The sequence below is a fragment of the uncultured Psychroserpens sp. genome, assembly GCF_947503375.1.
In the GTDB taxonomy this organism is placed as follows: domain Bacteria; phylum Bacteroidota; class Bacteroidia; order Flavobacteriales; family Flavobacteriaceae; genus Psychroserpens.
Map to the genome: position 1 here is coordinate 172,011 of NZ_CANNDQ010000002.1, position 20,622 is coordinate 192,632.

Genomic DNA, 20,622 nt, shown 5'->3' on the forward strand with positions numbered 1-20,622 from the left:
GAGTTAGTAGCGTTTTCTATTTCTATTAGAATTATTCTTTTTATGATGTGATTTCTTATTGTTAGAATATTTCTTTTTATTACGTAATAAGCTAGTTGAATCTGATAAGTCCTCAGCACTAGATTTTAAATTGATCTTACCTCCAGAGAGTTCATATAAATGCTCAAAAATTACATCATCTTCAACCGTATCTTTGTTCCAATTAAGAAAACACTTTTTCATATGATTAGCTATGGTGTAGACCAACGCTTCTTTCAGATCTCCATCTTCCCAAGTATTAGCAACATCAATCATCGTTTTTATATTATTCCCATAAAAACGATACTTCGGATGATTTTGAGGGTATTTTAAAGGCTCTGGACGCTCAGATAATTCTTCCTTTGAGGGCTTTGGGTAAGGCGACTCAGCATCTAACTCAAAATCAGACATAATAAATAATTGATCCCAAAGCTTATGCTGAAAGTCAGGTACATCTCGCAAATGTGGCTGGAGGTTTCCCATCACATTAATAATAGATTTTGCAACTTTATTGCGTTCTTCTTTTGTTGGTAACCCCTTGGCGTAATTGATCATCTTTTGAAGATGTCTTCCATATTCAGGAATAATCAAATGTTCACGCTCTGTATTGTATTCTAAATCGTCTATCAAAATATTATATGTGTAGAATTTGTAAATGATGCACGAAGTCCTTCTGCATGAGTGCAAAATACAAAAAAATAGTTAGCAATCTATAAACTTAAAGAGAAATAACGCCTTCAACTTTTTTAGCAACTTCTTTATATTTAGAAATAACAGCATCAGGATCTTTCATTTGTAAATTTACAGATACACTGGTATATTTTCCTGTTTTAGATTCTGTAGTGTTAATAACAGCACCTACATTATCAAAAAGAGCTTCTATTTGGTTGATCTTTTTTGCGTCTGATGGCACAATAAACTTGTATAAATATTCTGATGGCCAACTTGTTGTTTCATAGAGTTGACTCCTTAATTTTTTATAAAACTCTTCTGATTTTTTCTCTGGACTCATATTTTTTTTATTCGTAAGCAAATATACACTTTACTACATTTTGCTTTGCATTATTTATTGTTAATTTTACAACCAAAACCTTGCCAATTTGAACACGCAAAAAATTGTAATTACTGGTGGACCTGGAACAGGAAAATCTTCAATCATAAATGAACTGACAAAACGTGGTTATACTTGCTTTGAAGAAATCTCTAGACAAGTAACTCTCGATGCCAGAAAAGATGGAATTGAACAATTGTTTTTAACGAAACCTCTCCTTTTTAGCGAATTACTTCTGAAAGCTAGAACTCAACAATTTAAAGATGCAAAGACTATTGAAAAAGACCTTGTATTCTTAGATCGAGGATTACCAGATGTTTTGGCTTACATGGATTACGTGAAAAGTGATTATCCAAAACATTTTATTGAATCCTGTGAGAAACACACTTATAATGCCGTTTTCGTATTAGCGCCATGGCAGGAAATTTTTACAAGTGACAGTGAGCGTTATGAGAACTTTGATCAAGCTATTGAAATTCATGATGCCTTACTAAAAACATATCAACGATTTGGATATTCTCTTGTTGATGTGCCTTTTGATAGTATAGAAAAACGAGCTGACTTTATTTTGGATGCGTTAAATTTGTAGTGATGCCACATCCTATAAACATACTTGAACGCTACTGGAATTATACCTCATTTAGACCTTTACAGGAAGAAATCATCAATGCAGTTATCGATAACGAAGATACGTTTGTGCTTTTACCAACTGGTGGTGGAAAATCTATTTGTTTTCAAATTCCGGCATTGATAAAAGAAGGAATTTGCATTGTCGTTTCACCTTTAATTGCGTTGATGAAAGACCAAGTGAATGGACTTAAAGAAAAAGGAATTAAAGCTATGGCCATTACAAGTGGGATCAATTATAAAGAACTTGACACACTACTAGATAATTGTATTTATGGCAATTATAAATTTTTATACCTCTCACCAGAACGTTTACAACAAGATATTGTGCAGCATCGCATACAACAAATGAATGTTAATTTGATTGCTGTTGATGAAGCACATTGCATCAGTCAATGGGGAAACGATTTTAGACCAGCTTATAAAAATATAAATTTATTAAGACAGCTACATCCAAGTGTTAATTGCATCGCTTTAACTGCTACCGCAAAACCAAAAGTTATTGATGACACCATAACGGCACTTGATTTTATTTCACCCAAGATTTTTAAAGCATCATTTTCAAGACCAAACATTTCATATCAGGTCGTGTATAGTGAAGACAAGGTCTATGATCTAGAGCAACTGCTTAAAGCATATAAAGGCGCATCAATTATTTATGTAAGAAGCCGGAAGTTATCTATTGAAATTCACCAACAGTTAGAAAAAAAAGGATTTAGTTCAACCTTTTTTCATGGAGGCATTTCAAATAATGATAAACAAGAGCGCTTAGACCAATGGATGATGAACCAAAAAGAAATTATGGTTGCAACCACAGCGTTTGGTATGGGAATTGATAAACCAGACGTAAAAACAATATTTCATATTAATTTACCTGAAAGTCTCGAAAGTTATTACCAAGAAGCTGGTCGTGCAGGTCGAAATAACGAAAATGCTTATGCTTTTCTACTGACCAATTCATCAGATGAGCAACGATTGAATAACCAGTTTATAAAATCTATGCCATCTATTGATCAAATTAAATTGACCTATAGGAAATTATGCAACTATTTTCAAATCTCCTATGGTGAAGGTGAATTCTCTAAACACCAATTCAATTTTAATAGTTTCTGTAAAGCCTATGATTTTAAAAGCAATCAAACGTATCGTATTTTACAAATCCTAGACAGAAACAGTATTATAAAACTATCACAACAGTTTAATTATAAAACTACGTTGCAATTTATTGTGAGCAATACAGTTTTGTATACGTATTTAGAAACACACAAACATATAGCGCTTGTAGTAAAATCTATTTTAAGAACTTATGGTGGGATTTTTGAGCATTCATTGGCAATAAATCTATCATTGATAGCTGATAAAGCTGCTACGTCTGTAAAGCAAATTATAGCAATCTTAAGGCTGTTACATAATGATGGTGTTGTAACTTTTCAGTTTTCAGATACTGATTCTGAAATTATATTTTTACAACCAAGAGAAGATGACAAAACCATTAACCGAATTGTGACAACCGTAAAACAACAACAACACGTAAAATTAATGCAAGTGAATGCTGTTTTAGATTATGCAAATCATAATTCTATTTGTAAACAGCAACAATTATTAAGTTATTTTGGGGAAACAGCTTCAGAAAATTGTGGAAGATGTAACGTATGTTTAAAAAATGCTTCATTAAAAAACAATGTAGATTTAAAAACAATACAGCACGACATCATTTCTACTTTAAGTATCAAAAGTCAAAATTCAAGAGCGTTAGTAGAACGATTACCTTATAATAAGAATGAAATTTTTAATGCCTTGAAGGTATTATTAGAACATGATATGATTGAGACCACACTTGCAAACCTCTATAAAATTAAAGTCAATGAGTAACGAAAAGCTAAGAATTGTATTTATGGGTACACCAGACTTTGCGGTTGCCATATTAGAAACACTAGTCAATGCAAATTACAATATTGTGGGTGTAATAACTGCGCCAGACAAACCTGCTGGACGTGGTAGAAAACTCCACGAATCTGCTGTGAAGAAATATGCACAAACTAAAAATCTAACTATTTTACAGCCTACAAATCTAAAAGCAGAATCATTTCTTGATAAATTGAAAAGTTTAAACGCAAATCTTCAAATTATCGTAGCATTTAGAATGTTACCAAAAGTAGTTTGGGACATGCCAAAATACGGTACATTTAATCTTCATGCATCCTTATTACCAAATTATAGAGGTGCTGCTCCTATTCATTGGGCAATAATTAATGGTGAAGCTAAAACTGGCGTGACAACATTCTTTATAGATGAAAAAATAGATACTGGTGCAATGATCTTACAAGATGAAATTGCCATCGAAAACAATGAAACCGTAGGCAGACTTCATGACAAACTCATGATAATTGGTAGTGAACTAGTTTTAAAAACTGTTGGTTTGATTGAAGATAACGCTATTACAACAACCATTCAACCTCAAAAAGACAATCTAAAGACCGCATATAAACTAAATAAAGAGAATTGTAAAATTAATTGGAACGAAAGTCTTGATGACATTTATAATAAAATAAGAGGATTAAATCCATTCCCATCTGCCTGGTGTTATCTTATCAATGGAAATGAACAGTTAAGTGTTAAGTTATTTTCTGTTGAAAAAGAAGTTGAAACACATCAAGACACAATTGGAGCAATTACGGTAACTAAAGATACGTTAAAAGTTGCTGCAAGAGAAGGTTACATAAGCATTAAGGAAATACAATTGCCTGGCAAACGCAAAATGGATGTAAAATCTTTGATAAATGGCTATAATTTTGAAAAAAATGCAAAAATGCTCTAAACCCTTATAATCATTGATATTACAAAAAATCCGATGAAATGCACAGCCTTTATTAACAAATGCGCTAAGTTATCAACAAATACCTGCATTTCCCTTGCTATTACTTGCATACATGGATATTACGTATAAATTTGTAGACGGATTTAACAAAAACGTTTAACCCAACTATTTATTAATAATTTAAAATTTAATTTTATGAACAAAACAGATTTAATCAATGGAATGGCAGAAAATGCAGGAATTACTAAAGCAGCTGCTAAGAAAGCATTAGATTCATTATTAATCGACATCGAAGGATCTTTACAAAAAGGTAACAGAGTTTCTTTAGTAGGATTCGGTTCTTGGTCAGTTTCTAGAAGATCTGCTAGAGAAGGAAGAAACCCACAAACTGGTAAGACTATACAAATCAAAGCTAAAAACGTAGTAAAGTTTAAAGCTGGTTCTGATTTAAGCAATGCTGTAAACTAAGCATCTCTTTAAAATAGATTATAAAAGCCCACTATATTAGTGGGCTTTTACTTTTTATAACATCATTGAGTTATTTGTAAAAACAAAATGTTCTTGCTAATAGTAATACACTCATGTTTAATAATGGAATTTGTTGGTTATTAATAAAATATGTTTTAGATTTAGAATATAAATCATAAACTATGATTACCTCAAAGCCCAAAAAAGGTAATTTATTAATTGCCGAACCCTCTATAATTGGAGATCTATCATTTAATAGATCTGTTATTTTATTAGCTGACCATAATATCGAAGGCTCTATAGGTTTTATACTAAACAAACCTTTAAATTATAAACTTTCTGATCTGATTTCTGAAACAGAAGCAGATTTTAAAGTGTTTAATGGTGGACCTGTAGAACAGGATAATCTTTATTTTATTCATCAAGTACCCGATTTAATTCCAGATAGTATTGAAATCTCTCTTGGTATTTTTTGGGGCGGAAACTTTGAAATTGTTTTAAAACTTCTCAAAGAAAAGAAACTAAAAAAGTCTGATATCAGATTTTTTCTAGGCTATTCTGGGTGGGATTCTCAACAGTTGGATAATGAACTACAATCCAATACTTGGATCATCTCAGAAAACATTTACAAGAAAGCACTTATAGAAAAGTGTTGTGACTCATTTTGGAAAGAAAAAATGTTAGAGTTAGGTGGTGATTATTCATTGTGGTCTAACGCTCCTGAAAACCCAAGCTACAACTAAGCTAATCTTATTTTTGCATTCAATAGCTGAACTAGTTGTTTTGATACTTCACTAGTGTAGGCTTTCTTTCTATATTTATAAATAGGTTGTATACCAATGACTACATTAGTTATAAAAAGTTCATCTGCTTTTTGAAGTTCAAATGGAGAAATTGATGCTTCCTCTAAAATGTAATCTTCAGATTGCTCTAGTATTACCATCAATTGCTGTCTCATAATTCCTTTAAGGCAGCCATCAGTTAGTGGTGGTGTTTTTATAGTTTTACCATTCACAAGAAATAGATTGCCGTTCAAAGCCTCTATTACATTCTTATTCGTATTCAACATCAAACAATTATCTAAACTATTTTCGTTAGCATAGATACTTCCTAATACATTAATAACCTTATTATTGGTTTTTAAAGTTGATAACAATCCTGGTGCAACAAAATAATCTTTAAAAAGATCTACAACATAGGTGGCATTATCTGTTAGAGTATAAAAATCTGTTTCTAATGGTTGAGCAACAATCGTGTAATTAATATTTTGGTCAATTGGTAAATAAGCACCTCCTTCACCTCTATCAATAGTTATCCTTACTCTAACTGAAGACTTATCTAACTGATTAGCTTTGGTGGTCTTTAAAATTTCAGCTTCGAGGAATTCTAGAGTAAAATTCATTGGAATTTCCATCCGCAAAATACGCATTGAAGCCATTAATCTAAAATAATGATCTTCCAAAAAGAGTATTTTTCCATGCACCACTTTTATGGTTTCAAATAAAGCATCACCAACTTTATGCCCTCGGTTCTCTACTGAGATTACTGTAGTATTACTTACTATGTTTCCATTGAGATTTATCATAAAAAAAGTCTCGATTAAAAATCGAGACAAATATAAAACTAATATGATTTAGAAGTTCTAAGCAGAGCCTAAAACTTGTTTTAAATCTGATATTTGATTTTCCCAAAGCATTTTAGCTTCTTCGAGTTCATCCTCTTCAGTAAAATCTGTAACAATAATGGAAACATCTTTAGTAATCTCATCAACTTGAATTTTAATTTCAAAATAATAAGATGCATCTTCATCTTCATCATTGATCCACCTAAATTTTATACGTTCACCACTTTTTTTGCTCAAGAGCTTTGCTTTTTCTTCAGAATCGTCCCAAATAAAAGTGAAGAATTCTCCTCTTGAATTCACATTGTCTGCAAACCATTCTGATAGACCAGATGGTGTTGATATATATTGATATAAAAGCTGCGGAGATGCATGTATTACAAACTCCATTTCAAACTTAACTTTTTCTTCCATCTCTTTTTAATTATGAGGCTCAATATATACAATTAATTGTTGAGTTTAAAACTAATACTGAAAAAAAATATTTTACCTGTTTAATGTTTGTTGAGATAGATTTTGTTTTTATATTTGCAGCCAAATTTATGGCGAGGTAGCTCAGTTGGTTAGAGCGTCGGATTCATAACCCGGAGGTCACGAGTTCAAATCTCGTTCTCGCTACTATTAAATCATTCAAAAATCAACGGTTTAGTTCACACTAAACCGTTTTTTTATAAAAACTATTTATGATTTTATTTGCTTAAGTATTCCAAAAGAATATAAATTAGAACAATCTCTGTAGGATTTTTAAAGTACAGACGAAACACGTAGCTAATCATACATTACTCTTTATTATTTTTTAAAGTTTCTTAGAATGAATTGATAATCGTTTCCATGCTCATTTGACACTATAATTCCGAAAGTATACAATTTATAGGATATCAAATAATGAGTTAGATAACCCGTTCTATTTCCATCTCTCTGTAAGTATTTAACTTTAACAATTTTAGAAATCCCATATTTTAAATATTTACTTTCAAGTCTTTCAAATTCAACGCCTCTACTTCTAGGTTCAACTAGAAGTTGATTTTCAAGTAGATCAACATACATTGCTACTGCTTCTTTTCCAAATTCAAAGTATGGGCTTGATTGAAAAGAAATACTGTTCAAATAATTATTGTTTCCAATAAAAATTTCAACATTTTCATTTAATTTACTCAAGTTGTTTAGTCTTTCTAATTCATAATTTGACAATGTGTCTAAGTCTATTGAACTTTTTATTAATTCAGTAAATGTTTCAATACTTGACCTTTTAAAATTGTTAGGTAAATACACTTTTCGCTCTAAAAAATGAACTAGATGAATATTATCCTTGTTAATTGGGTTATGATTGTTCTTTTTATTGGATTCACAATTACAAATAATAATTACTATTGAAAACAGGATTAGAATTTTTTTCATAATTGTGGGTTAGGGTTGGTGTGTGGTTTGTACTCTGAAGGGAATGCACTATACACCATGTTGTATGGTATTTTTTAAATTATTTTTCTCTGCCCATTCAGTCCAAGAACCATCATAGACGTACCTACTCTTTTTGATCGCAATTTCACATGCAAGTAATACAATACAAGCGGTCAATCCAGATCCACAACTGAACACAAAATCGTCTTCAATGTTACATTTGTCGCTAAATAACTTTTTCAGCTCTTCTTTAGACTTGTACTTTCCATCGGTTAAAACCTCTTTATAGGGAATATTTATAGACTCTTTTATATGTCCACTTTTTAATTCTTTTCTAGGTTCTTCTATAATCCCATTAAAACGATCTTCTGATCGTGCATCAATGAGGGTAAACGTTCGTTTTTCTATATTTTTTCTTATGGTGGAGTAATTGACTATATAATCCTCATTAAGTGAAGCTTCAAATGTTCCGAATTCATAACTGCTCTTAGTTCTTTTTTCGGTTGGTAATCCCCTTTTAATCCATGTCTTTAAACCACCATCTAAAACAGATACTTTATCATGCCCCATTGCTTTAAACATCCACCAAGCTCTAGGACTAGAATATATTCCAAGATTATCAAAAATTACAATCTCAGAAGATTGACTAATTCCAAGTTTTCGACATTCTAATTCAAATTGTTCTTTGGATGGTATTGTATTAGGCAAATGGCTATTTTTATCAGAAAAATTAGCCGTAAGATCAAAATATCTAGCTGAAGGAATTGTTATGTCTTTGAATTCAGAATTTTTCCCATCAGCGGTCTTAGTCAAACTTGAATCTAACAATATCAAGTCTTTTTTATTTAGGTTTTTTTTAAGCCATTCTATAGAAACTAACTCTTTCATTTATTTTAGTTATGTACGATGGTTTTGTGTTTCATTACGTTCTTTGAGACCTAAGATAGCAAAAAGAAGGAGCGTAAAGGGAATTCGACAGAATTTCCATGGTAATCATAGAACACTACCTAACAATTAACTATAAACATCGTTAGCTACAGTTTTTATTTTCCTATTTATTATTATGTCAATTCTTCTTTTATTTTCTTGTTGTAATAATGAAGGATATAAATTCAATAAAATATTCGGAATCATTATTGTCAATCCAAACACAATACTCACATTAAAAACTTTATAAATGGCAAAAATTGTAACAAAAACAAATCCTATTAAATGACTTATTTCTGATAGAGTCATTTCATTTCGTATTTTGATCAAATCAACGTTTTTATTTTCTAGCGTTATTTTTTGATTAAAAAATTTGAAAAAAGTATTTTTCACAATCCACTTAAAGTATTTGATTCCTATATTTTTATTCAGAGTTTTACTTTTAATAAAATTCAAATTTGATAGTTTTTTATAGTATTTGGTTTTCATTAGGATATTGTTAATTATCATTCCAACTATCCAAGATATAAATGATAGTGATATTCCAAAAACAAAGCCCAAAATTAAGTGTTTAGTAATCATTTTTCTGAAATTGTGGCCAGCATAAGTATATGAGTAATGGTATTGATATAATTATTGTACCTACATCTATAAATCTAAAGAAAATCAAAATAGTTATACAACCTACGGATCATTACTTACTGCTTAGATAACCTCGCTTTTTCTCTATAGCTATTAGAGATCGTTTCAAATGGAATAAAGTATATATTTGTATCTGTACTCCTTAGGCTATCACTACTTGTAAAATACAGTAATGTATCTGCTTCGGTTAGCTCTGCATAAAGATCACTTCCAGTTGTATTTACTTCTTTTATAGCTTGTGGTATAGTCCATTTTTTACCTAATTTATAACTCACATACAAATCACCATATGGTGAAAGGTTCTCTGTTCTTCCTGAAGATTCAAAAATAATGACATCACCACTACGATTAACTTCTAAATTCCATTCACCTTGTTCTGAGTTAATGGTATTCCCTAAGTTTATGGGCACATCAAAAGTTTCATTTCGTTTTTTTGCCATATAGAGATCGCCTTGACCATAGCCACCAGAACGATTGGATGCAAAATATAAATTACCATGCACATCTGTACAAGGACTATATTCACTTTTTTCAGAATTAATACTATCGCTCAATCTAATTGGAGTTCCCCATTGATTGTTCTTGTCTTTGGTTACTCTCCAAATATCTTTCGAGCTCTGGGTCCCTTCATTTAAAGGTCTCTTAGATATGAAATAGATCGTTTGGCCATCACTGGTTAAATGCGGTGCACTATCATCATATTTCCCTGAAAAAGAAGCTAATTTTGGAGTAGACCATTTACTGTTTTCTTTTACTGAATGATAGATCGCATTTTTCATATTTCTTGTTCCCCATTTACTTGTACTTCTAGTAAAATAAACTTCGTTCCCACTAACTGAAAAGGTTGGCGCGTATTCAACTAATTGGGTAGAAACATTTTCAGGCTCAAACAATTTTGGCTTTAATTGTTTAACTGCGCCTTTATAACTAACCAAAAACAGCAACAAAGCAGAAGTACTTACTATAAATAATCGGTTTGCGACTTTTAATTTATTCATTGTATAAATTATTACGTTTACACTTGCCAATTTTTACGAATTAGTCGTTATTTAATTTTCAAGATAAGATCTAATTTCAATGTAATCAACATCAGTTCTATCTTCGTAAAAATCTTTTAGTACTGCTCTGTGAGCAGCTCCTACGATGACTAAAACTCGATCTTCTGCAGTGATCCATCGATCAATATTGGTCATCATGTAAATATTTCGTTCCCACCAATTAGAGACAAACTTTGCGCCTACATAACTTGAATCTCCGACAAACTTTGCCGTTTGATTTAAATACTGGTCTTTATTGCGAATGTCTTCTTCTTCAGAATTTCTATAGATGAAATAATCGAGTAGTGTATTTCTTGCTAAAAACTCAGACTCTTTTTGGTCTTGTGCTTTAATAGATTTAAGCAACTTGTCTAAACGCTCTTTATCGTTCTCTTCGGCAAAGGTCATCAATTCATTAAATGGTAAGTCTAGCTTGTAATCAATAGAAAAGATCTTATCATGCTTTAGCTCTTTTGCTAATCTAAATCCCAATTGTTCTATTTCATTTATAGTATAATCACGATTACCTTCTAGTGTAGCATTATATAAACTATCAAGGTATGTTGAATTTGACGATGGAAACTCAAGCATGATCTTGGTTGGCTTATAGTCTTTAAGCTTTTGAACAATGGTCTTGATTTCCTTTTGCCGTTTTTCAGACTCTAAGCTTTCAAATTCAACAGATGAAAAATCTGAAGTGCCAGCAAAGTGAAAAACACCCAAAATTGCAACTTTGGGTTTATCACTAGATGATGACTCTTCTGCCTGTGTTTGCTGTGACCTATTGCAACTAAGAAGCGCTAAAGTAAAAAAAACAATTACGTACCTTCTCATTGTATTTTGAATTAAGTTGAATCAAACTATAACTATACATCAGCTCTATATATGTGACTTAAAGACTGAAAAATCTTATCACTTAAGTGATGCATGTAATAAAGATATCATTTTATTTTGAAGCAATATATGGTATTGATTATAAACAATAATACTAACCTTGTCTTATAAATTTTATCATTTGCTGAAGTGCATCAAAATTCAAGACACATTATTTTTTCTGTCCGTTTTAAAACATCCATTTGTATCGGAGCATCGTTATCAATAAAACCAAGTTTATAATATAGCTGATGTGCTTGTGGCATTGCCATAGTGGTTTGTAGCCAAAGTTGTTTGACTTCATTTTCTAAGCATCGGCAAATGCAACGTTCAATTAGCTTTGTTGCTATACCAAGTTTTCTGTAATTAGGTTTAATAAATAATTTAGCAAACTCAAATTTATCATCATCAAGACGCTTTAAGGCAACACAACCAATTATATCTTTTCCATATTTGGCATAAAACAAAAAACCACCCTTTGTAAGGTAAGCTTCGTCTGGGTGATTTAAAGTGAATTTATCGTCTTCCTCTAATTCTCCATTTAAAACTTCCATAAGCCAAGGTCCTGCTAACTTATAGAAATGTGTTCTCAAACTTGGTTTATAATCAATAATTTTTACTAATAGTTTATTGGACTCAAAAATTCTTTCATGGATTGGATGTGTATTGATCTGCCAATCAATTCTATTTAATATATTAAGGGTATCTGGGTGACCTGAAACAAAGATATCTCTTAACGTGTTAGAAAAAGAAAGCCAAAGCGGTTCAATCTTATTTAGTAATTGCTTCCCTTTCTTTGAAAGACATACAAGTTTTGAGCGCTTATCGTTTGGGTTAGGTTGAATTAAGACTAACTCATTTTTTTTTAATTCTATTAAAATATTCTTTACAGTAATATGAGAGAAATCAATATGCGCTGCTATTTCTAGTATGGTTAAAGCAACACCTGATTTTGCTAAAACATAGTAAACGGAAAACCAGCTGGCTTTAAATGAAATATCAGATTTAGCATATATTTTGTCGCCATCTTTCTGTAATTTTTCACTAATTCGTCTGAATCGCGATGCCGCTGCCAAGTAGCCTAGCTCTTTTAAAATGTTTGACATGATATTAAATTTATGAAAGTACTTTTATAAAAATATAAAATACATTTCATAAATTTAAACTTCGAGGTAATAATTATTATGGTGATGTAATGGAATTTGTGCTATTTTAATTGATCACAATATGCTTTTATGCCACTAAAAATCTTCCCAATGATCAACTAGCTTCTCATTCATTTGAATATTTTCAGTTTCGTAGGTTGCTATTAAATCATACTTGATTGTTGGCACTTTTTTAATGTTGAGCGCTTTCATTATTTCTGATGTTGGTATGGTTGCTCTACCTTTTTTTATCGTGTTTTTAACAATGCATGCTGCTATAGGTTTTCCTTTTCGTTCAATTTTCTGCTCAACATAAATCCATTTCTCATCTACATAAGATATTCTGGTATATATTTCGGCCTTTTGAAACACCTTAAGTGGTCTATAAAACTGAATACTAATGGCTTGACTAGGAAAAAACCATTTATTTTTTGATGCTACTTTGAAAAAGTTTGATCTAACCATCAAATCTAAGCGTCCTGTTTCTAAAACAGTCATAATAGCAGCATGATTCATAACTGAAACGTCTATGTCTGTGATCCAAACTCTAAATGATTTGCAAACTGTTTCTGTTCCAATGAGTTTCTTTTTAAACTTTGCATGTATTAAGGCAATGATAAGTCTAATCCATCGCATTTGATTTCGGTATTGTATTGGTAAGGTCTAAGTTAGCAAAAGAAAACTAACTCATTAGGTAAAGGTCAAGTAATTTGATATATAGGCAATTCATATTGTTCTGTTAATAGTTTAAATACTTTATGATCAAACCCAATTGGCCTAAATGATAAATGTCATGGTGAAGCATTCCATTTAATAAAAAAGCGTAATCGTAATTGCCTTTGAAGTCTGTATCATAGTACTGCTCTTTTAGAAATGCATCATCCTTTTCTTCCAGTAATGCAATCAATTCGGTTAACGTATCATCGTATTCCAATTTTAATTTGGACCATCCTTTATCTTTTAAAGTAGTATTTGTCAACCAATTTTCTTCACAGTCGTCAGTTTTACTACCTGTACGTGTCTTAATTTTTAATATTGCTTCATTTCTCCATAATGTGAGATGAGAAATTATTTCGGCGATACTATGCATATTCTCTATTGGTCTCTTAAAGACTAGATCGTCATCAATAAAGTTCAATTTACTTTCATAAGTGCTTCCTATCCATAACTTCCCATTTTGGATACACTTTAATTCTTTGATAATGTGTTCAATTAAGATTTTCATTTTAATAGATCTATTTTTTACTTACAGTATTTTTCCATCTCAATTGTAGCCCATTCTTGGTGTCCTACTTTAATATATACTATAGGTTTATCCGTTTTAGAAAACCCAGCTTTTTCATAACACTTAATTGCTCCAATATTCCATTGATAAACATTTAAAAGAATTCTTTTCTTTTGAAGCGTATTGAATGTGTATTTGGTGAGCTTATCGATCAATTGAGTTCCAATTCCTTTTCCACGCATTGTTTTTTCTCCAATCAAAATTCGGGCAAGTTTAGCAATATGCCCTTCTTCAAGATAAATTTCGGCCATTCCAATAGGTTGTTGGTTTGCATGTACGATTTTAAATACCATTCGATTTGGGTGAGATAAATACGATTCAATTTGTGTTTCGTCTATTGGGAAGCTAAAAATTGATCCAGCAAATTGTATCAATTCTGATTCGTTAGAAATCCACTTTTCAATATGCTTCCAATCTTCTATTTTAAATGTTTCTAGTTTTATCACAGTTGTTCTTCAGCTTATGGCTAACGGGTTTGTGTATGAGTAATAGTGCGTCTATATACACTGCTTTTCAGAAAGTAATTTACAAAATAAATAGCAATAGCAATTTGAATAAAAACTCAAACTGCTATTACTTACACACGTCGTTAGGTACTGGCTTTATTTCACCAATTTGATAATATTTTCTACCATTTCTACCCTTGCCGTTGTTATAAAACCATCAAATTGTTCTTTAGTCATCTTTGGATTTTCTATAAATTCATAATTAGAAGTCCACACAATCATTGATTTGTTGTAGCCTAAATCTACTACTTTAATCATGTTGTTCATGTTCTTTGCAGGAACGCCTTCAACCACCTGATATGAATAAGTTCTAGTTTTATCATCAAAACCAGTAATCTTTTCTTTAAAGTGACCATTTCCATCTGCAGAAGTGCAAACTCTTTCACCTCCAACATTTTTTGGACCTATCCATTGTACTTTAGATACAAAAGATGATAGCTCATCAATATTGTCCATTTTGCGAATTTGTTCCCAGACTTTATCTGCAGAACTTTCTATTTCAGTTACTAGAGGTGTTTGTGCTTGTAATAAGCTGGTTGCAAAAATTAATTGGATAAATAAAATTGCTGCTTTTTTCATTGTTTCAAGTTTTAAAATATTAATAAAAAATCTGTTTAGTTATAGTTTTATAATTCATTTTACTCAGGTCTTAATTACTGTTGCTTTAGGATATTTTTTCTTAATTTCTTTGTATTTACCTGTGCCACCTGTCACGTGTTCTCCCGTTTCTATATAGTGTTTTAGACCCACTAGAGTTCCAGACATTTGTTTTTTGAATCCTCCTTTAGCTACTATTCCAAGAAAAGCTGGTTTAGTTCTAAATTGAAACTCGTATGAAGCGGTTGAAGTACCATCTCCATTATCTTTTACGCTATAAAAAGCTTGAGAATTGTCAAAGTTTAATGGTAGTTTAGCTCCATCAAGGACTACATTGCGCATTACCATATTCTCATTGTCAATTTCTTCAATTCGCTCTTTAGACCATTGCGTTCCTTTTTCATTAAAATTACACTTGCGCTCAGCTCCTAATTCGCCTTTTAATGAACCATTAGTATATTCTGAAGTATAGATATATGGTGAGAAGTTTGATATTTCTCCATAATCTAAAACCATAGCTTCCCATACACGTTCTGCAGGTGCATTTAGTATCATTTCTACTTTGACAGCGCGGAACTTTTTTGCCATACTTTGCGCTGAAGCATTCAGGCTCATTATTGCTAAGACTGAGAATGTCAATATTGATTTCGTTGTGATTTTCATAATTTAAAATTTAAGTTCTAATACTTTGATACAATGCTTGGATAAGTGTTACAAAACTTAAGCAACCTTATTTGATAGTTTTTCAATTTCTTTTGCTTTGTTTTGACTTGTGTTTCCAGTTTCAACATAGCATTTCAAGTCATTAGGAATGTATGCGATTTGTTTTTTTAATTGCATTTTCATCATAGGGTTCATAATACTACCTACTAAACCCTTAGTCTTCACTATTAGATGCATATCCACTTTTGTCCTCTCTGGGCTTATTGCAGTTAGTTGCCAATTATTGATTGCGGTATCTACAAAAAATGGAAACCCTTCAATAACTTCGTATTCGAGGATATAATTATTTGAATCAAATTTTCTGATTACTTCTTTGATTTTACCTGATGGTAGTTCGCAAGATCTATTGTTTGAAGGCGCTCCATTAATTACTGGTGGGCTAAAAGCTTTAGAATGATTCAAACCTGATACCCATTTGTAAGCATCAACAAATTGATTTCCCAAGACTTCCCAAACACTTTCTATTTGTTTGTTGATAATAATTTCTTTTTTAAATTCCATATCAATAAATTATATATGAGTTAATGATTTACTGTTTTGATACGAGAATAAGGGATGTGTTACAAAAGCAAAAAAGTTGCTTCAAAATGAAACAACTTTTTTACATGTAATCGTTAAAAAAAGAATCTATAGCTTAAAGTAACTCGATAGTTTATCGTTATTAATAAGTTCATTAATAATGGTCTCTTTGTCAAAATCTTCTTTAACTGGATGTTCTTGAAATAGTTTAGTGTAAGTTGTAGTAAAATCGTCTAAAGCTTCTTCGTGGTTATCTTCTACAAAATCTTTCACTTTTGCTTTTGTTTTGATATTGAAAAGCATTTTTTCCTCATCTAAAACGCCCATTTGCTTCAAGGCTTTTGCTTTTTTAGGGCATCGACAAGGGTTTTCTTTATTTACTAAGCCACACTTGTTGTTCATATAGTTAAACAAATCTTTACGTGCTCTGTGAAGTTTTATTCTAAAGTTTTGAGGACTAACACCAAAAATGTCAGCTCCAAGCGCATGGTCAATACCAAAACTTGCACCTAAAATAAAGATTAAGCGTTGTTCTCTATTTAAACACATAATCATTCCACTCATACACTGAACTTGCATTTCTTTAGATAGCTCTTGGTAACTAATTTCTTCCTCAATACTTAATTCTGGATTTTGAACTTGGTCCAAACGTTTTCCATAATCATCAAAGTTAGAAAATTGTGTTTCACCTTTTCTTCTTTTAGATTGCAAAAATTCGTTAACAACTATACGATACAACCATGTCCTAAATTTACTTTTAAAGTTAAATTGCCCTAATTTAGTAATGACTTTAATTAGAACTTCTTGAGTTAAATCTTCTGCGTCTACAGGATTATGACACATTTTCCATGCAACATTGTAAATGAACGGCTGATGAAAGCTTATAATTTCACTTAAAGATTCTTTGTTACCATCTATAGCTTGTTTAACAAGGTTTTGCTGTTCTGAATCTGAATATGATTTACTAAAAGGAAACTGCATAATTTATAGGTTTTTTTAGTTTTGATACAGAATAATTGAAGGTGTTACAAAAGTTTTAGTTTTTTTAGCTTTTGCCTAACGTGCTTATGTATGGCTTGTAGTGGTCTTGCGTCTAAGTGAGTTACACAAAATTTATATAAATTAAAGATATATAAATTTTAGTGTATTCAAAGCTATGAGCTATACACGTTGTTATAACCAGTTATTTTTTTGTATAAAGAGGATTCGTTCTATCTTCATCAAATAATTCCATCATTAAATTCGTTATCATATTGTTTGCCCATTCAGCGATTTCAATTTTTTGAATAGAGTAAATAAACCCTTCCATTCTAAATTCACTTCGAGTATCAATTATTTTACGCTTTTCCAAAAATGATATTGCCTTATCAGCTCTATCATCTTTCTGGACTTTAGAATTAGTGGAATGTTTACAGATTTCTTTTTTATCACTATGGCTAGGTTTCATAGCAGTCCAAATTCCACTTTTAGCCTTAAAATTTTCCCATTCAATTGATTCTAATCTTGAGTGAGTTATTAGATTTCGAAGTTTCACAAAATGATTGTAGTCGTCATAGAGTTTACTTGATTTATCAAAATCTTGATTTTTAAGTATTTTGAATAATGCAAAAGGACGTTTATCCATTTTTGGACGTTCTAAATTAATATATTTTTCTTTCAGTAAGGAGTTATTGGTCACATTATCTTCAATTTCGGTAAGATAGCATTCGAAAGCAGAATACAAAGTCAAAATTAACGGTGTGACAAGACTGACTACTATGTCCTTATTTTTTATCATTAGAATAGATAATTTATCAACTGACTTAAATAATGGGTAATGTTGAGGGAAAACTGTATCTATTCCTGGTACGTACATAAGTTTATCTAATTAGTTACAACTCTCTATATCTTGATAAATATACCTTTTTTAGGTTTTTTTCACCTAAAACAAGGAGGTTTTAAGACTCTTTTTCAATACCATAAAAAAAAGCCTCTTTTAAAAAAGAAGCTTTTTAACGATTTCAACGTAATGCTAAACAGCATTTACTTTAGCATTCCAAATACCTGTTTGTGCAGTAGTTTTTACATAGGTTGAAAAGTCTATAGGTGGTCTTCCTAATACAGTTTCAATATCTGAAGTAACAACTGCGTTTTCAGGGTTACCCAAAACTTCGGTAAATAAATACTCGATCAACCAAATGAAATCTTCTGGTATGCTTTCTGCTCGCATAGCATCACTATACGCTTTGATACTTACAGGTTCAAATTGAATCTCGTCTTCAATAACGTCAGCTATCTCGCCAATAGCCTGCTTAAATGTTAATAGTCTTGGACCTGTTAATTGATAGATCGCACCATCGTGCTTAGCATACAATAAGGCCTCAATAGCTACATCTGCGATATCATTGGTGTCAACAAATGGAATTTTTACATCTGCTTGTGGCAATGCAACAAAGCGTTCTAAAATAGGTGATGTCAAAAAATTCTCACTAAAGTTTTGATTGAACCAACTGGCTCTCACTATAGTATGCGCTATCCCAGAATGAATGACCACTTGCTCACACAATTGTGCTTCGCGCTCACCTTTACCAGAAAGCAATACTAATTTTTTAATATTTGCTTTTTTAGCTTGTTTGGTCAATTCTTCAATGGCTTCTAATGCACCAGGAACTGCCAAGTCAGGCTGATAGGTAATATATACCTTATCGATATCTTCGAGTGCGTTTGCCCAACCTTCTGGTTGGTGCCAATCAAATGGGATTTCTGCAGATCTAGACCCAATTCTCACCTTGTGACCTAATGTTTCAAGGCGTTCAACGATTTTACGTCCAGTTTTTCCTGTGCCTCCAATAATTAAAAAGTGTTGTGGTTTCATAATTCTAAATTTTGTGTTGTGATTTTTATTAGTGTAATTATTAATATGATGAATGTGACTGTTGAAGTCACTGTTCGTACAAAGTGTAACTTATTCCATCGCTCTTCAAAAGATTCGCGTAGCGATTTTAGTTCTTCAGGATCTAGAGCGCATAGATGAATCTCATCTAACATTTCATTCAATGACACATTACCAAATATGGTAACCATTACAACTCCTAAAAAATAAATCACTAGAGTTACTATAAGTAGCCAGACTATTACATTTAAATTATGTCTGTTCAAGTAGAGAATAATACCATTCAATAAAACTGGTCCAAAAAAGATGAGAAAGAATATTGGGTTGAGAATAGCTCTATTCATTTCTTGAAAAGCTTTCAAAAAGCCGAGATCATCTAATCGACCTATTCCAGGTGTAACTGCATTTGACCAAGTAAAACATAATCCTGCAGATAATCCAGTAAATACAATTAATACCAATAAAACAATGTGTTGTGTATTCATGTCTTTATAAGTTTTAAATTATAAGACAAAAGTATCTCAGCACTACTTAAAGCATTTGTTTGAAAAGAAATAAAATTTGTTTGAAAAGTGCTTTATTTGATCTGGCTAGGCCTAAAACCAAATTTCTTGGCAAAAGCATTAGAGAACGAACTCAAACTATCATAACCAACATGCCACGCTGCTTCTTGTACCGTGGCTTTTTTTTGACTTATCATCTCGTAAGCTTGAGACAAGCGTTGTTCTTGCAAATATTTAAAGACTGGTAGGCCAAATACAGTCTTAAACTCTCGTTTTAGTTTAGTAGTATTAAATCCTATAGCTTTAGATAGTTCGGTTAATGAAGGTGGATCATCTAAATTATTAGATAAAATATCTCTAGCTAAATATAAGCGTTCTCTATCTACAGATGCTATATCTTTTGAATGATTGAGCGCTAGTTGTCCAAAAAAGTGAGATAGTAATGCCGTGATCTGACTTCTAAAAAACATCATCTTCGCTTTGCCTTCATATTTTATATTAAATAAACTATCTGTAATATGGTGCATTTCAGGTGTCATGAAAAAATGAGGCCCTTCAACATAGTGATCTTTAGGGTTTACCAACTGATTTAATAACTCTGAAAACAACTCACCTTCTTGATTGGGCAACTTATCTAAATGCCGTATCGCTGTTGCTATAACAATGCATTGCAGTGGTTTATTCTTTGAGACACTATGGATAAACTCAACATTTTCATTTGCAAAAAACGATAACGCAAGTCCTTTGGTGTATGCAAAGCTTTTAAGATGGTTTGGGTATTTTACATCTAGATTTACATTACCAGAACCATAAAAAGCTACAGCAATAATAGGTTCATCAAAAAAACAAGAATCTATAGTTGTTTTAATAGACGCTGCAGTTTCTATCAAAATTATAAAGTCGTTTATATGAATTACATCTCTAGTCATACTATAAACACTAAAGTTAGTTTTTTATTGATTCACTTCAAATTGATAACTGCTTTAATTTGT

26 protein-coding genes and 1 tRNA gene are annotated in these 20,622 nt (G+C 31.4%); 6 read left to right on the forward strand and 21 right to left on the reverse strand.

Annotated features, from left to right (window positions below; all coding sequences use genetic code 11):
* Nucleotides 1-3: 3 nt before the first annotated feature.
* Both Q0876_RS04045 and Q0876_RS04050 read right to left on the reverse strand, forming a co-directional pair.
* Nucleotides 4-648 (reverse strand): DUF4290 domain-containing protein, encoded by a 645-nt coding sequence (locus Q0876_RS04045; RefSeq protein WP_299224401.1) that lies wholly within the window; start codon nt 646-648, stop codon nt 4-6.
* Between the two features lie 88 nt (nt 649-736).
* The gene (locus Q0876_RS04050) at nt 737-1,030 is read right to left on the reverse strand and encodes a DUF493 family protein (RefSeq protein ID WP_299224403.1); all 294 of its coding nucleotides are present in this window, start codon (nt 1,028-1,030) and stop codon (nt 737-739) included.
* An 88-nt stretch (nt 1,031-1,118) separates the two neighbouring features.
* Here Q0876_RS04050 and Q0876_RS04055 point away from each other — a divergent pair, with 88 nt between their 5' ends.
* The 5 genes from Q0876_RS04055 to Q0876_RS04075 all read left to right on the forward strand — a co-directional run bounded on the left by Q0876_RS04055 (nt 1,119) and on the right by Q0876_RS04075 (nt 5,725).
* Entirely contained in the window at nt 1,119-1,658 is a 540-nt protein-coding gene (locus tag Q0876_RS04055; protein ID WP_299224405.1) for an ATP-binding protein, read from the forward strand.
* Nucleotides 1,659-1,660: 2 nt separating this feature from the next.
* The gene (locus Q0876_RS04060) at nt 1,661-3,568 is read left to right on the forward strand and encodes an ATP-dependent DNA helicase RecQ (protein ID WP_299224407.1); all 1,908 of its coding nucleotides are present in this window, start codon (nt 1,661-1,663) and stop codon (nt 3,566-3,568) included.
* Nucleotides 3,561-4,514 carry a methionyl-tRNA formyltransferase gene (fmt, locus tag Q0876_RS04065; RefSeq protein ID WP_299224409.1) on the forward strand — a complete coding sequence of 318 codons (954 nt, stop codon included), beginning with the start codon at nt 3,561-3,563 and terminating at the stop codon, nt 4,512-4,514. The genes Q0876_RS04060 and fmt overlap by 8 nt, the downstream gene beginning before the upstream one ends.
* 195 nt (nt 4,515-4,709) lie before the next feature.
* Nucleotides 4,710-4,982: an HU family DNA-binding protein gene (locus Q0876_RS04070; RefSeq protein WP_091424321.1), complete on the forward strand. Its 273-nt coding sequence runs from the start codon at nt 4,710-4,712 to the stop codon at nt 4,980-4,982.
* Between the two features lie 182 nt (nt 4,983-5,164).
* Nucleotides 5,165-5,725, forward strand: a complete 561-nt coding sequence (locus tag Q0876_RS04075; RefSeq protein WP_299224411.1) for a YqgE/AlgH family protein — start codon at nt 5,165-5,167, stop codon at nt 5,723-5,725.
* Here the strand turns inward: Q0876_RS04075 and Q0876_RS04080 are convergent.
* Together Q0876_RS04080 and Q0876_RS04085 are read right to left on the reverse strand one after the other, a co-directional pair.
* Nucleotides 5,722-6,567, reverse strand: a complete 846-nt coding sequence (locus Q0876_RS04080; RefSeq protein ID WP_299224413.1) for an aminotransferase class IV — start codon at nt 6,565-6,567, stop codon at nt 5,722-5,724. The genes Q0876_RS04075 and Q0876_RS04080 overlap by 4 nt on opposite strands.
* A gap of 57 nt (nt 6,568-6,624) precedes the next feature.
* On the reverse strand, nt 6,625-7,017 hold the full coding sequence (locus tag Q0876_RS04085) for an START-like domain-containing protein (protein ID WP_299224415.1): 393 nt from the start codon (nt 7,015-7,017) through the stop codon (nt 6,625-6,627).
* A 130-nt stretch (nt 7,018-7,147) separates the two neighbouring features.
* On the opposite strand from Q0876_RS04085, the gene Q0876_RS04090 reads away from it, so the two are divergent.
* Nucleotides 7,148-7,221, forward strand: a tRNA-Met gene (locus tag Q0876_RS04090).
* Between the two features lie 171 nt (nt 7,222-7,392).
* Here the strand turns inward: Q0876_RS04090 and Q0876_RS04095 are convergent.
* From Q0876_RS04095 to Q0876_RS04175, 17 genes are all read right to left on the reverse strand, one after another.
* Nucleotides 7,393-8,001, reverse strand: a complete 609-nt coding sequence (locus Q0876_RS04095) for a hypothetical protein (protein ID WP_299224416.1) — start codon at nt 7,999-8,001, stop codon at nt 7,393-7,395.
* A 48-nt stretch (nt 8,002-8,049) separates the two neighbouring features.
* Nucleotides 8,050-8,889 (reverse strand): sulfurtransferase, encoded by an 840-nt coding sequence (locus Q0876_RS04100; protein WP_299224418.1) that lies wholly within the window; start codon nt 8,887-8,889, stop codon nt 8,050-8,052.
* 126 nt (nt 8,890-9,015) lie between these two features.
* Complete coding sequence (locus Q0876_RS04105; protein WP_299224420.1) at nt 9,016-9,417, reverse strand: hypothetical protein; 402 nt, start codon at nt 9,415-9,417, stop codon at nt 9,016-9,018.
* Nucleotides 9,418-9,626: 209 nt separating this feature from the next.
* Entirely contained in the window at nt 9,627-10,568 is a 942-nt protein-coding gene (locus Q0876_RS04110; RefSeq protein ID WP_299224422.1) for a hypothetical protein, read from the reverse strand.
* A 51-nt stretch (nt 10,569-10,619) separates the two neighbouring features.
* Nucleotides 10,620-11,441, reverse strand: coding sequence for a DUF5694 domain-containing protein (locus tag Q0876_RS04115; protein ID WP_299224424.1), 822 nt, complete (start codon nt 11,439-11,441; stop codon nt 10,620-10,622).
* Between the two features lie 194 nt (nt 11,442-11,635).
* A complete protein-coding gene (locus Q0876_RS04120) occupies nt 11,636-12,586 on the reverse strand; it encodes a bifunctional helix-turn-helix transcriptional regulator/GNAT family N-acetyltransferase (RefSeq protein ID WP_299224426.1) in 951 nt (316 codons plus the stop codon).
* 135 nt (nt 12,587-12,721) lie between these two features.
* Entirely contained in the window at nt 12,722-13,261 is a 540-nt protein-coding gene (locus tag Q0876_RS04125; RefSeq protein WP_299224428.1) for an acyl-CoA thioesterase, read from the reverse strand.
* A gap of 103 nt (nt 13,262-13,364) precedes the next feature.
* Complete coding sequence (locus Q0876_RS04130; RefSeq protein ID WP_299224430.1) at nt 13,365-13,850, reverse strand: DinB family protein; 486 nt, start codon at nt 13,848-13,850, stop codon at nt 13,365-13,367.
* 17 nt (nt 13,851-13,867) lie between these two features.
* Nucleotides 13,868-14,356 carry a GNAT family N-acetyltransferase gene (locus Q0876_RS04135; protein WP_299224432.1) on the reverse strand — a complete coding sequence of 163 codons (489 nt, stop codon included), beginning with the start codon at nt 14,354-14,356 and terminating at the stop codon, nt 13,868-13,870.
* Nucleotides 14,357-14,512: 156 nt separating this feature from the next.
* Nucleotides 14,513-14,995, reverse strand: coding sequence for an SRPBCC family protein (locus tag Q0876_RS04140; RefSeq protein ID WP_299224433.1), 483 nt, complete (start codon nt 14,993-14,995; stop codon nt 14,513-14,515).
* 63 nt (nt 14,996-15,058) lie between these two features.
* A complete protein-coding gene (locus Q0876_RS04145) occupies nt 15,059-15,676 on the reverse strand; it encodes an SRPBCC family protein (RefSeq protein ID WP_299224435.1) in 618 nt (205 codons plus the stop codon).
* A gap of 57 nt (nt 15,677-15,733) precedes the next feature.
* Nucleotides 15,734-16,237, reverse strand: a complete 504-nt coding sequence (locus Q0876_RS04150; RefSeq protein WP_299224436.1) for an SRPBCC family protein — start codon at nt 16,235-16,237, stop codon at nt 15,734-15,736.
* Nucleotides 16,238-16,363: 126 nt separating this feature from the next.
* On the reverse strand, nt 16,364-17,236 hold the full coding sequence (locus tag Q0876_RS04155; protein WP_299224438.1) for an RNA polymerase sigma factor: 873 nt from the start codon (nt 17,234-17,236) through the stop codon (nt 16,364-16,366).
* Nucleotides 17,237-17,438: 202 nt separating this feature from the next.
* Nucleotides 17,439-17,984 (reverse strand): hypothetical protein, encoded by a 546-nt coding sequence (locus Q0876_RS04160; RefSeq protein ID WP_299224440.1) that lies wholly within the window; start codon nt 17,982-17,984, stop codon nt 17,439-17,441.
* 282 nt (nt 17,985-18,266) lie between these two features.
* Complete coding sequence (locus tag Q0876_RS04165; protein WP_299224441.1) at nt 18,267-19,109, reverse strand: NAD(P)H-binding protein; 843 nt, start codon at nt 19,107-19,109, stop codon at nt 18,267-18,269.
* Nucleotides 19,106-19,612 (reverse strand): DUF1772 domain-containing protein, encoded by a 507-nt coding sequence (locus tag Q0876_RS04170; RefSeq protein WP_299224442.1) that lies wholly within the window; start codon nt 19,610-19,612, stop codon nt 19,106-19,108. Before Q0876_RS04170 ends, Q0876_RS04165 begins: the two co-directional genes overlap by 4 nt.
* A gap of 92 nt (nt 19,613-19,704) precedes the next feature.
* On the reverse strand, nt 19,705-20,559 hold the full coding sequence (locus Q0876_RS04175; protein ID WP_299224444.1) for an AraC family transcriptional regulator: 855 nt from the start codon (nt 20,557-20,559) through the stop codon (nt 19,705-19,707).
* Nucleotides 20,560-20,622: the final 63 nt, after the last annotated feature.

Bases quoted from the DNA above. Each gene is read 5' to 3' on its own strand.
- Q0876_RS04075 (WP_299224411.1), top strand. From the start codon at position 5,165: ATGATTACCTCAAAGCCCAAAAAAGGTAATTTATTAATTGCCGAACCC.
- Q0876_RS04100 (WP_299224418.1), bottom strand. From the start codon at position 8,889: ATGAAAGAGTTAGTTTCTATAGAATGGCTTAAAAAAAACCTAAATAAA.
- fmt (WP_299224409.1), top strand. From the start codon at position 3,561: ATGAGTAACGAAAAGCTAAGAATTGTATTTATGGGTACACCAGACTTT.
- Q0876_RS04170 (WP_299224442.1), bottom strand. From the start codon at position 19,612: ATGAATACACAACACATTGTTTTATTGGTATTAATTGTATTTACTGGA.
- Q0876_RS04130 (WP_299224430.1), bottom strand. From the start codon at position 13,850: ATGAAAATCTTAATTGAACACATTATCAAAGAATTAAAGTGTATCCAA.
- Q0876_RS04110 (WP_299224422.1), bottom strand. From the start codon at position 10,568: ATGAATAAATTAAAAGTCGCAAACCGATTATTTATAGTAAGTACTTCT.
- Q0876_RS04125 (WP_299224428.1), bottom strand. From the start codon at position 13,261: ATGCGATGGATTAGACTTATCATTGCCTTAATACATGCAAAGTTTAAA.
- Q0876_RS04070 (WP_091424321.1), top strand. From the start codon at position 4,710: ATGAACAAAACAGATTTAATCAATGGAATGGCAGAAAATGCAGGAATT.
- Q0876_RS04145 (WP_299224435.1), bottom strand. From the start codon at position 15,676: ATGAAAATCACAACGAAATCAATATTGACATTCTCAGTCTTAGCAATA.
- Q0876_RS04095 (WP_299224416.1), bottom strand. From the start codon at position 8,001: ATGAAAAAAATTCTAATCCTGTTTTCAATAGTAATTATTATTTGTAAT.
- Q0876_RS04050 (WP_299224403.1), bottom strand. From the start codon at position 1,030: ATGAGTCCAGAGAAAAAATCAGAAGAGTTTTATAAAAAATTAAGGAGT.
- Q0876_RS04120 (WP_299224426.1), bottom strand. From the start codon at position 12,586: ATGTCAAACATTTTAAAAGAGCTAGGCTACTTGGCAGCGGCATCGCGA.
- Q0876_RS04165 (WP_299224441.1), bottom strand. From the start codon at position 19,109: ATGAAACCACAACACTTTTTAATTATTGGAGGCACAGGAAAAACTGGA.
- Q0876_RS04150 (WP_299224436.1), bottom strand. From the start codon at position 16,237: ATGGAATTTAAAAAAGAAATTATTATCAACAAACAAATAGAAAGTGTT.
- Q0876_RS04085 (WP_299224415.1), bottom strand. From the start codon at position 7,017: ATGGAAGAAAAAGTTAAGTTTGAAATGGAGTTTGTAATACATGCATCT.
- Q0876_RS04175 (WP_299224444.1), bottom strand. From the start codon at position 20,559: ATGACTAGAGATGTAATTCATATAAACGACTTTATAATTTTGATAGAA.
- Q0876_RS04140 (WP_299224433.1), bottom strand. From the start codon at position 14,995: ATGAAAAAAGCAGCAATTTTATTTATCCAATTAATTTTTGCAACCAGC.
- Q0876_RS04105 (WP_299224420.1), bottom strand. From the start codon at position 9,417: ATGAAAACCAAATACTATAAAAAACTATCAAATTTGAATTTTATTAAA.
- Q0876_RS04060 (WP_299224407.1), top strand. From the start codon at position 1,661: ATGCCACATCCTATAAACATACTTGAACGCTACTGGAATTATACCTCA.
- Q0876_RS04155 (WP_299224438.1), bottom strand. From the start codon at position 17,236: ATGCAGTTTCCTTTTAGTAAATCATATTCAGATTCAGAACAGCAAAAC.
- Q0876_RS04115 (WP_299224424.1), bottom strand. From the start codon at position 11,441: ATGAGAAGGTACGTAATTGTTTTTTTTACTTTAGCGCTTCTTAGTTGC.
- Q0876_RS04080 (WP_299224413.1), bottom strand. From the start codon at position 6,567: ATGATAAATCTCAATGGAAACATAGTAAGTAATACTACAGTAATCTCA.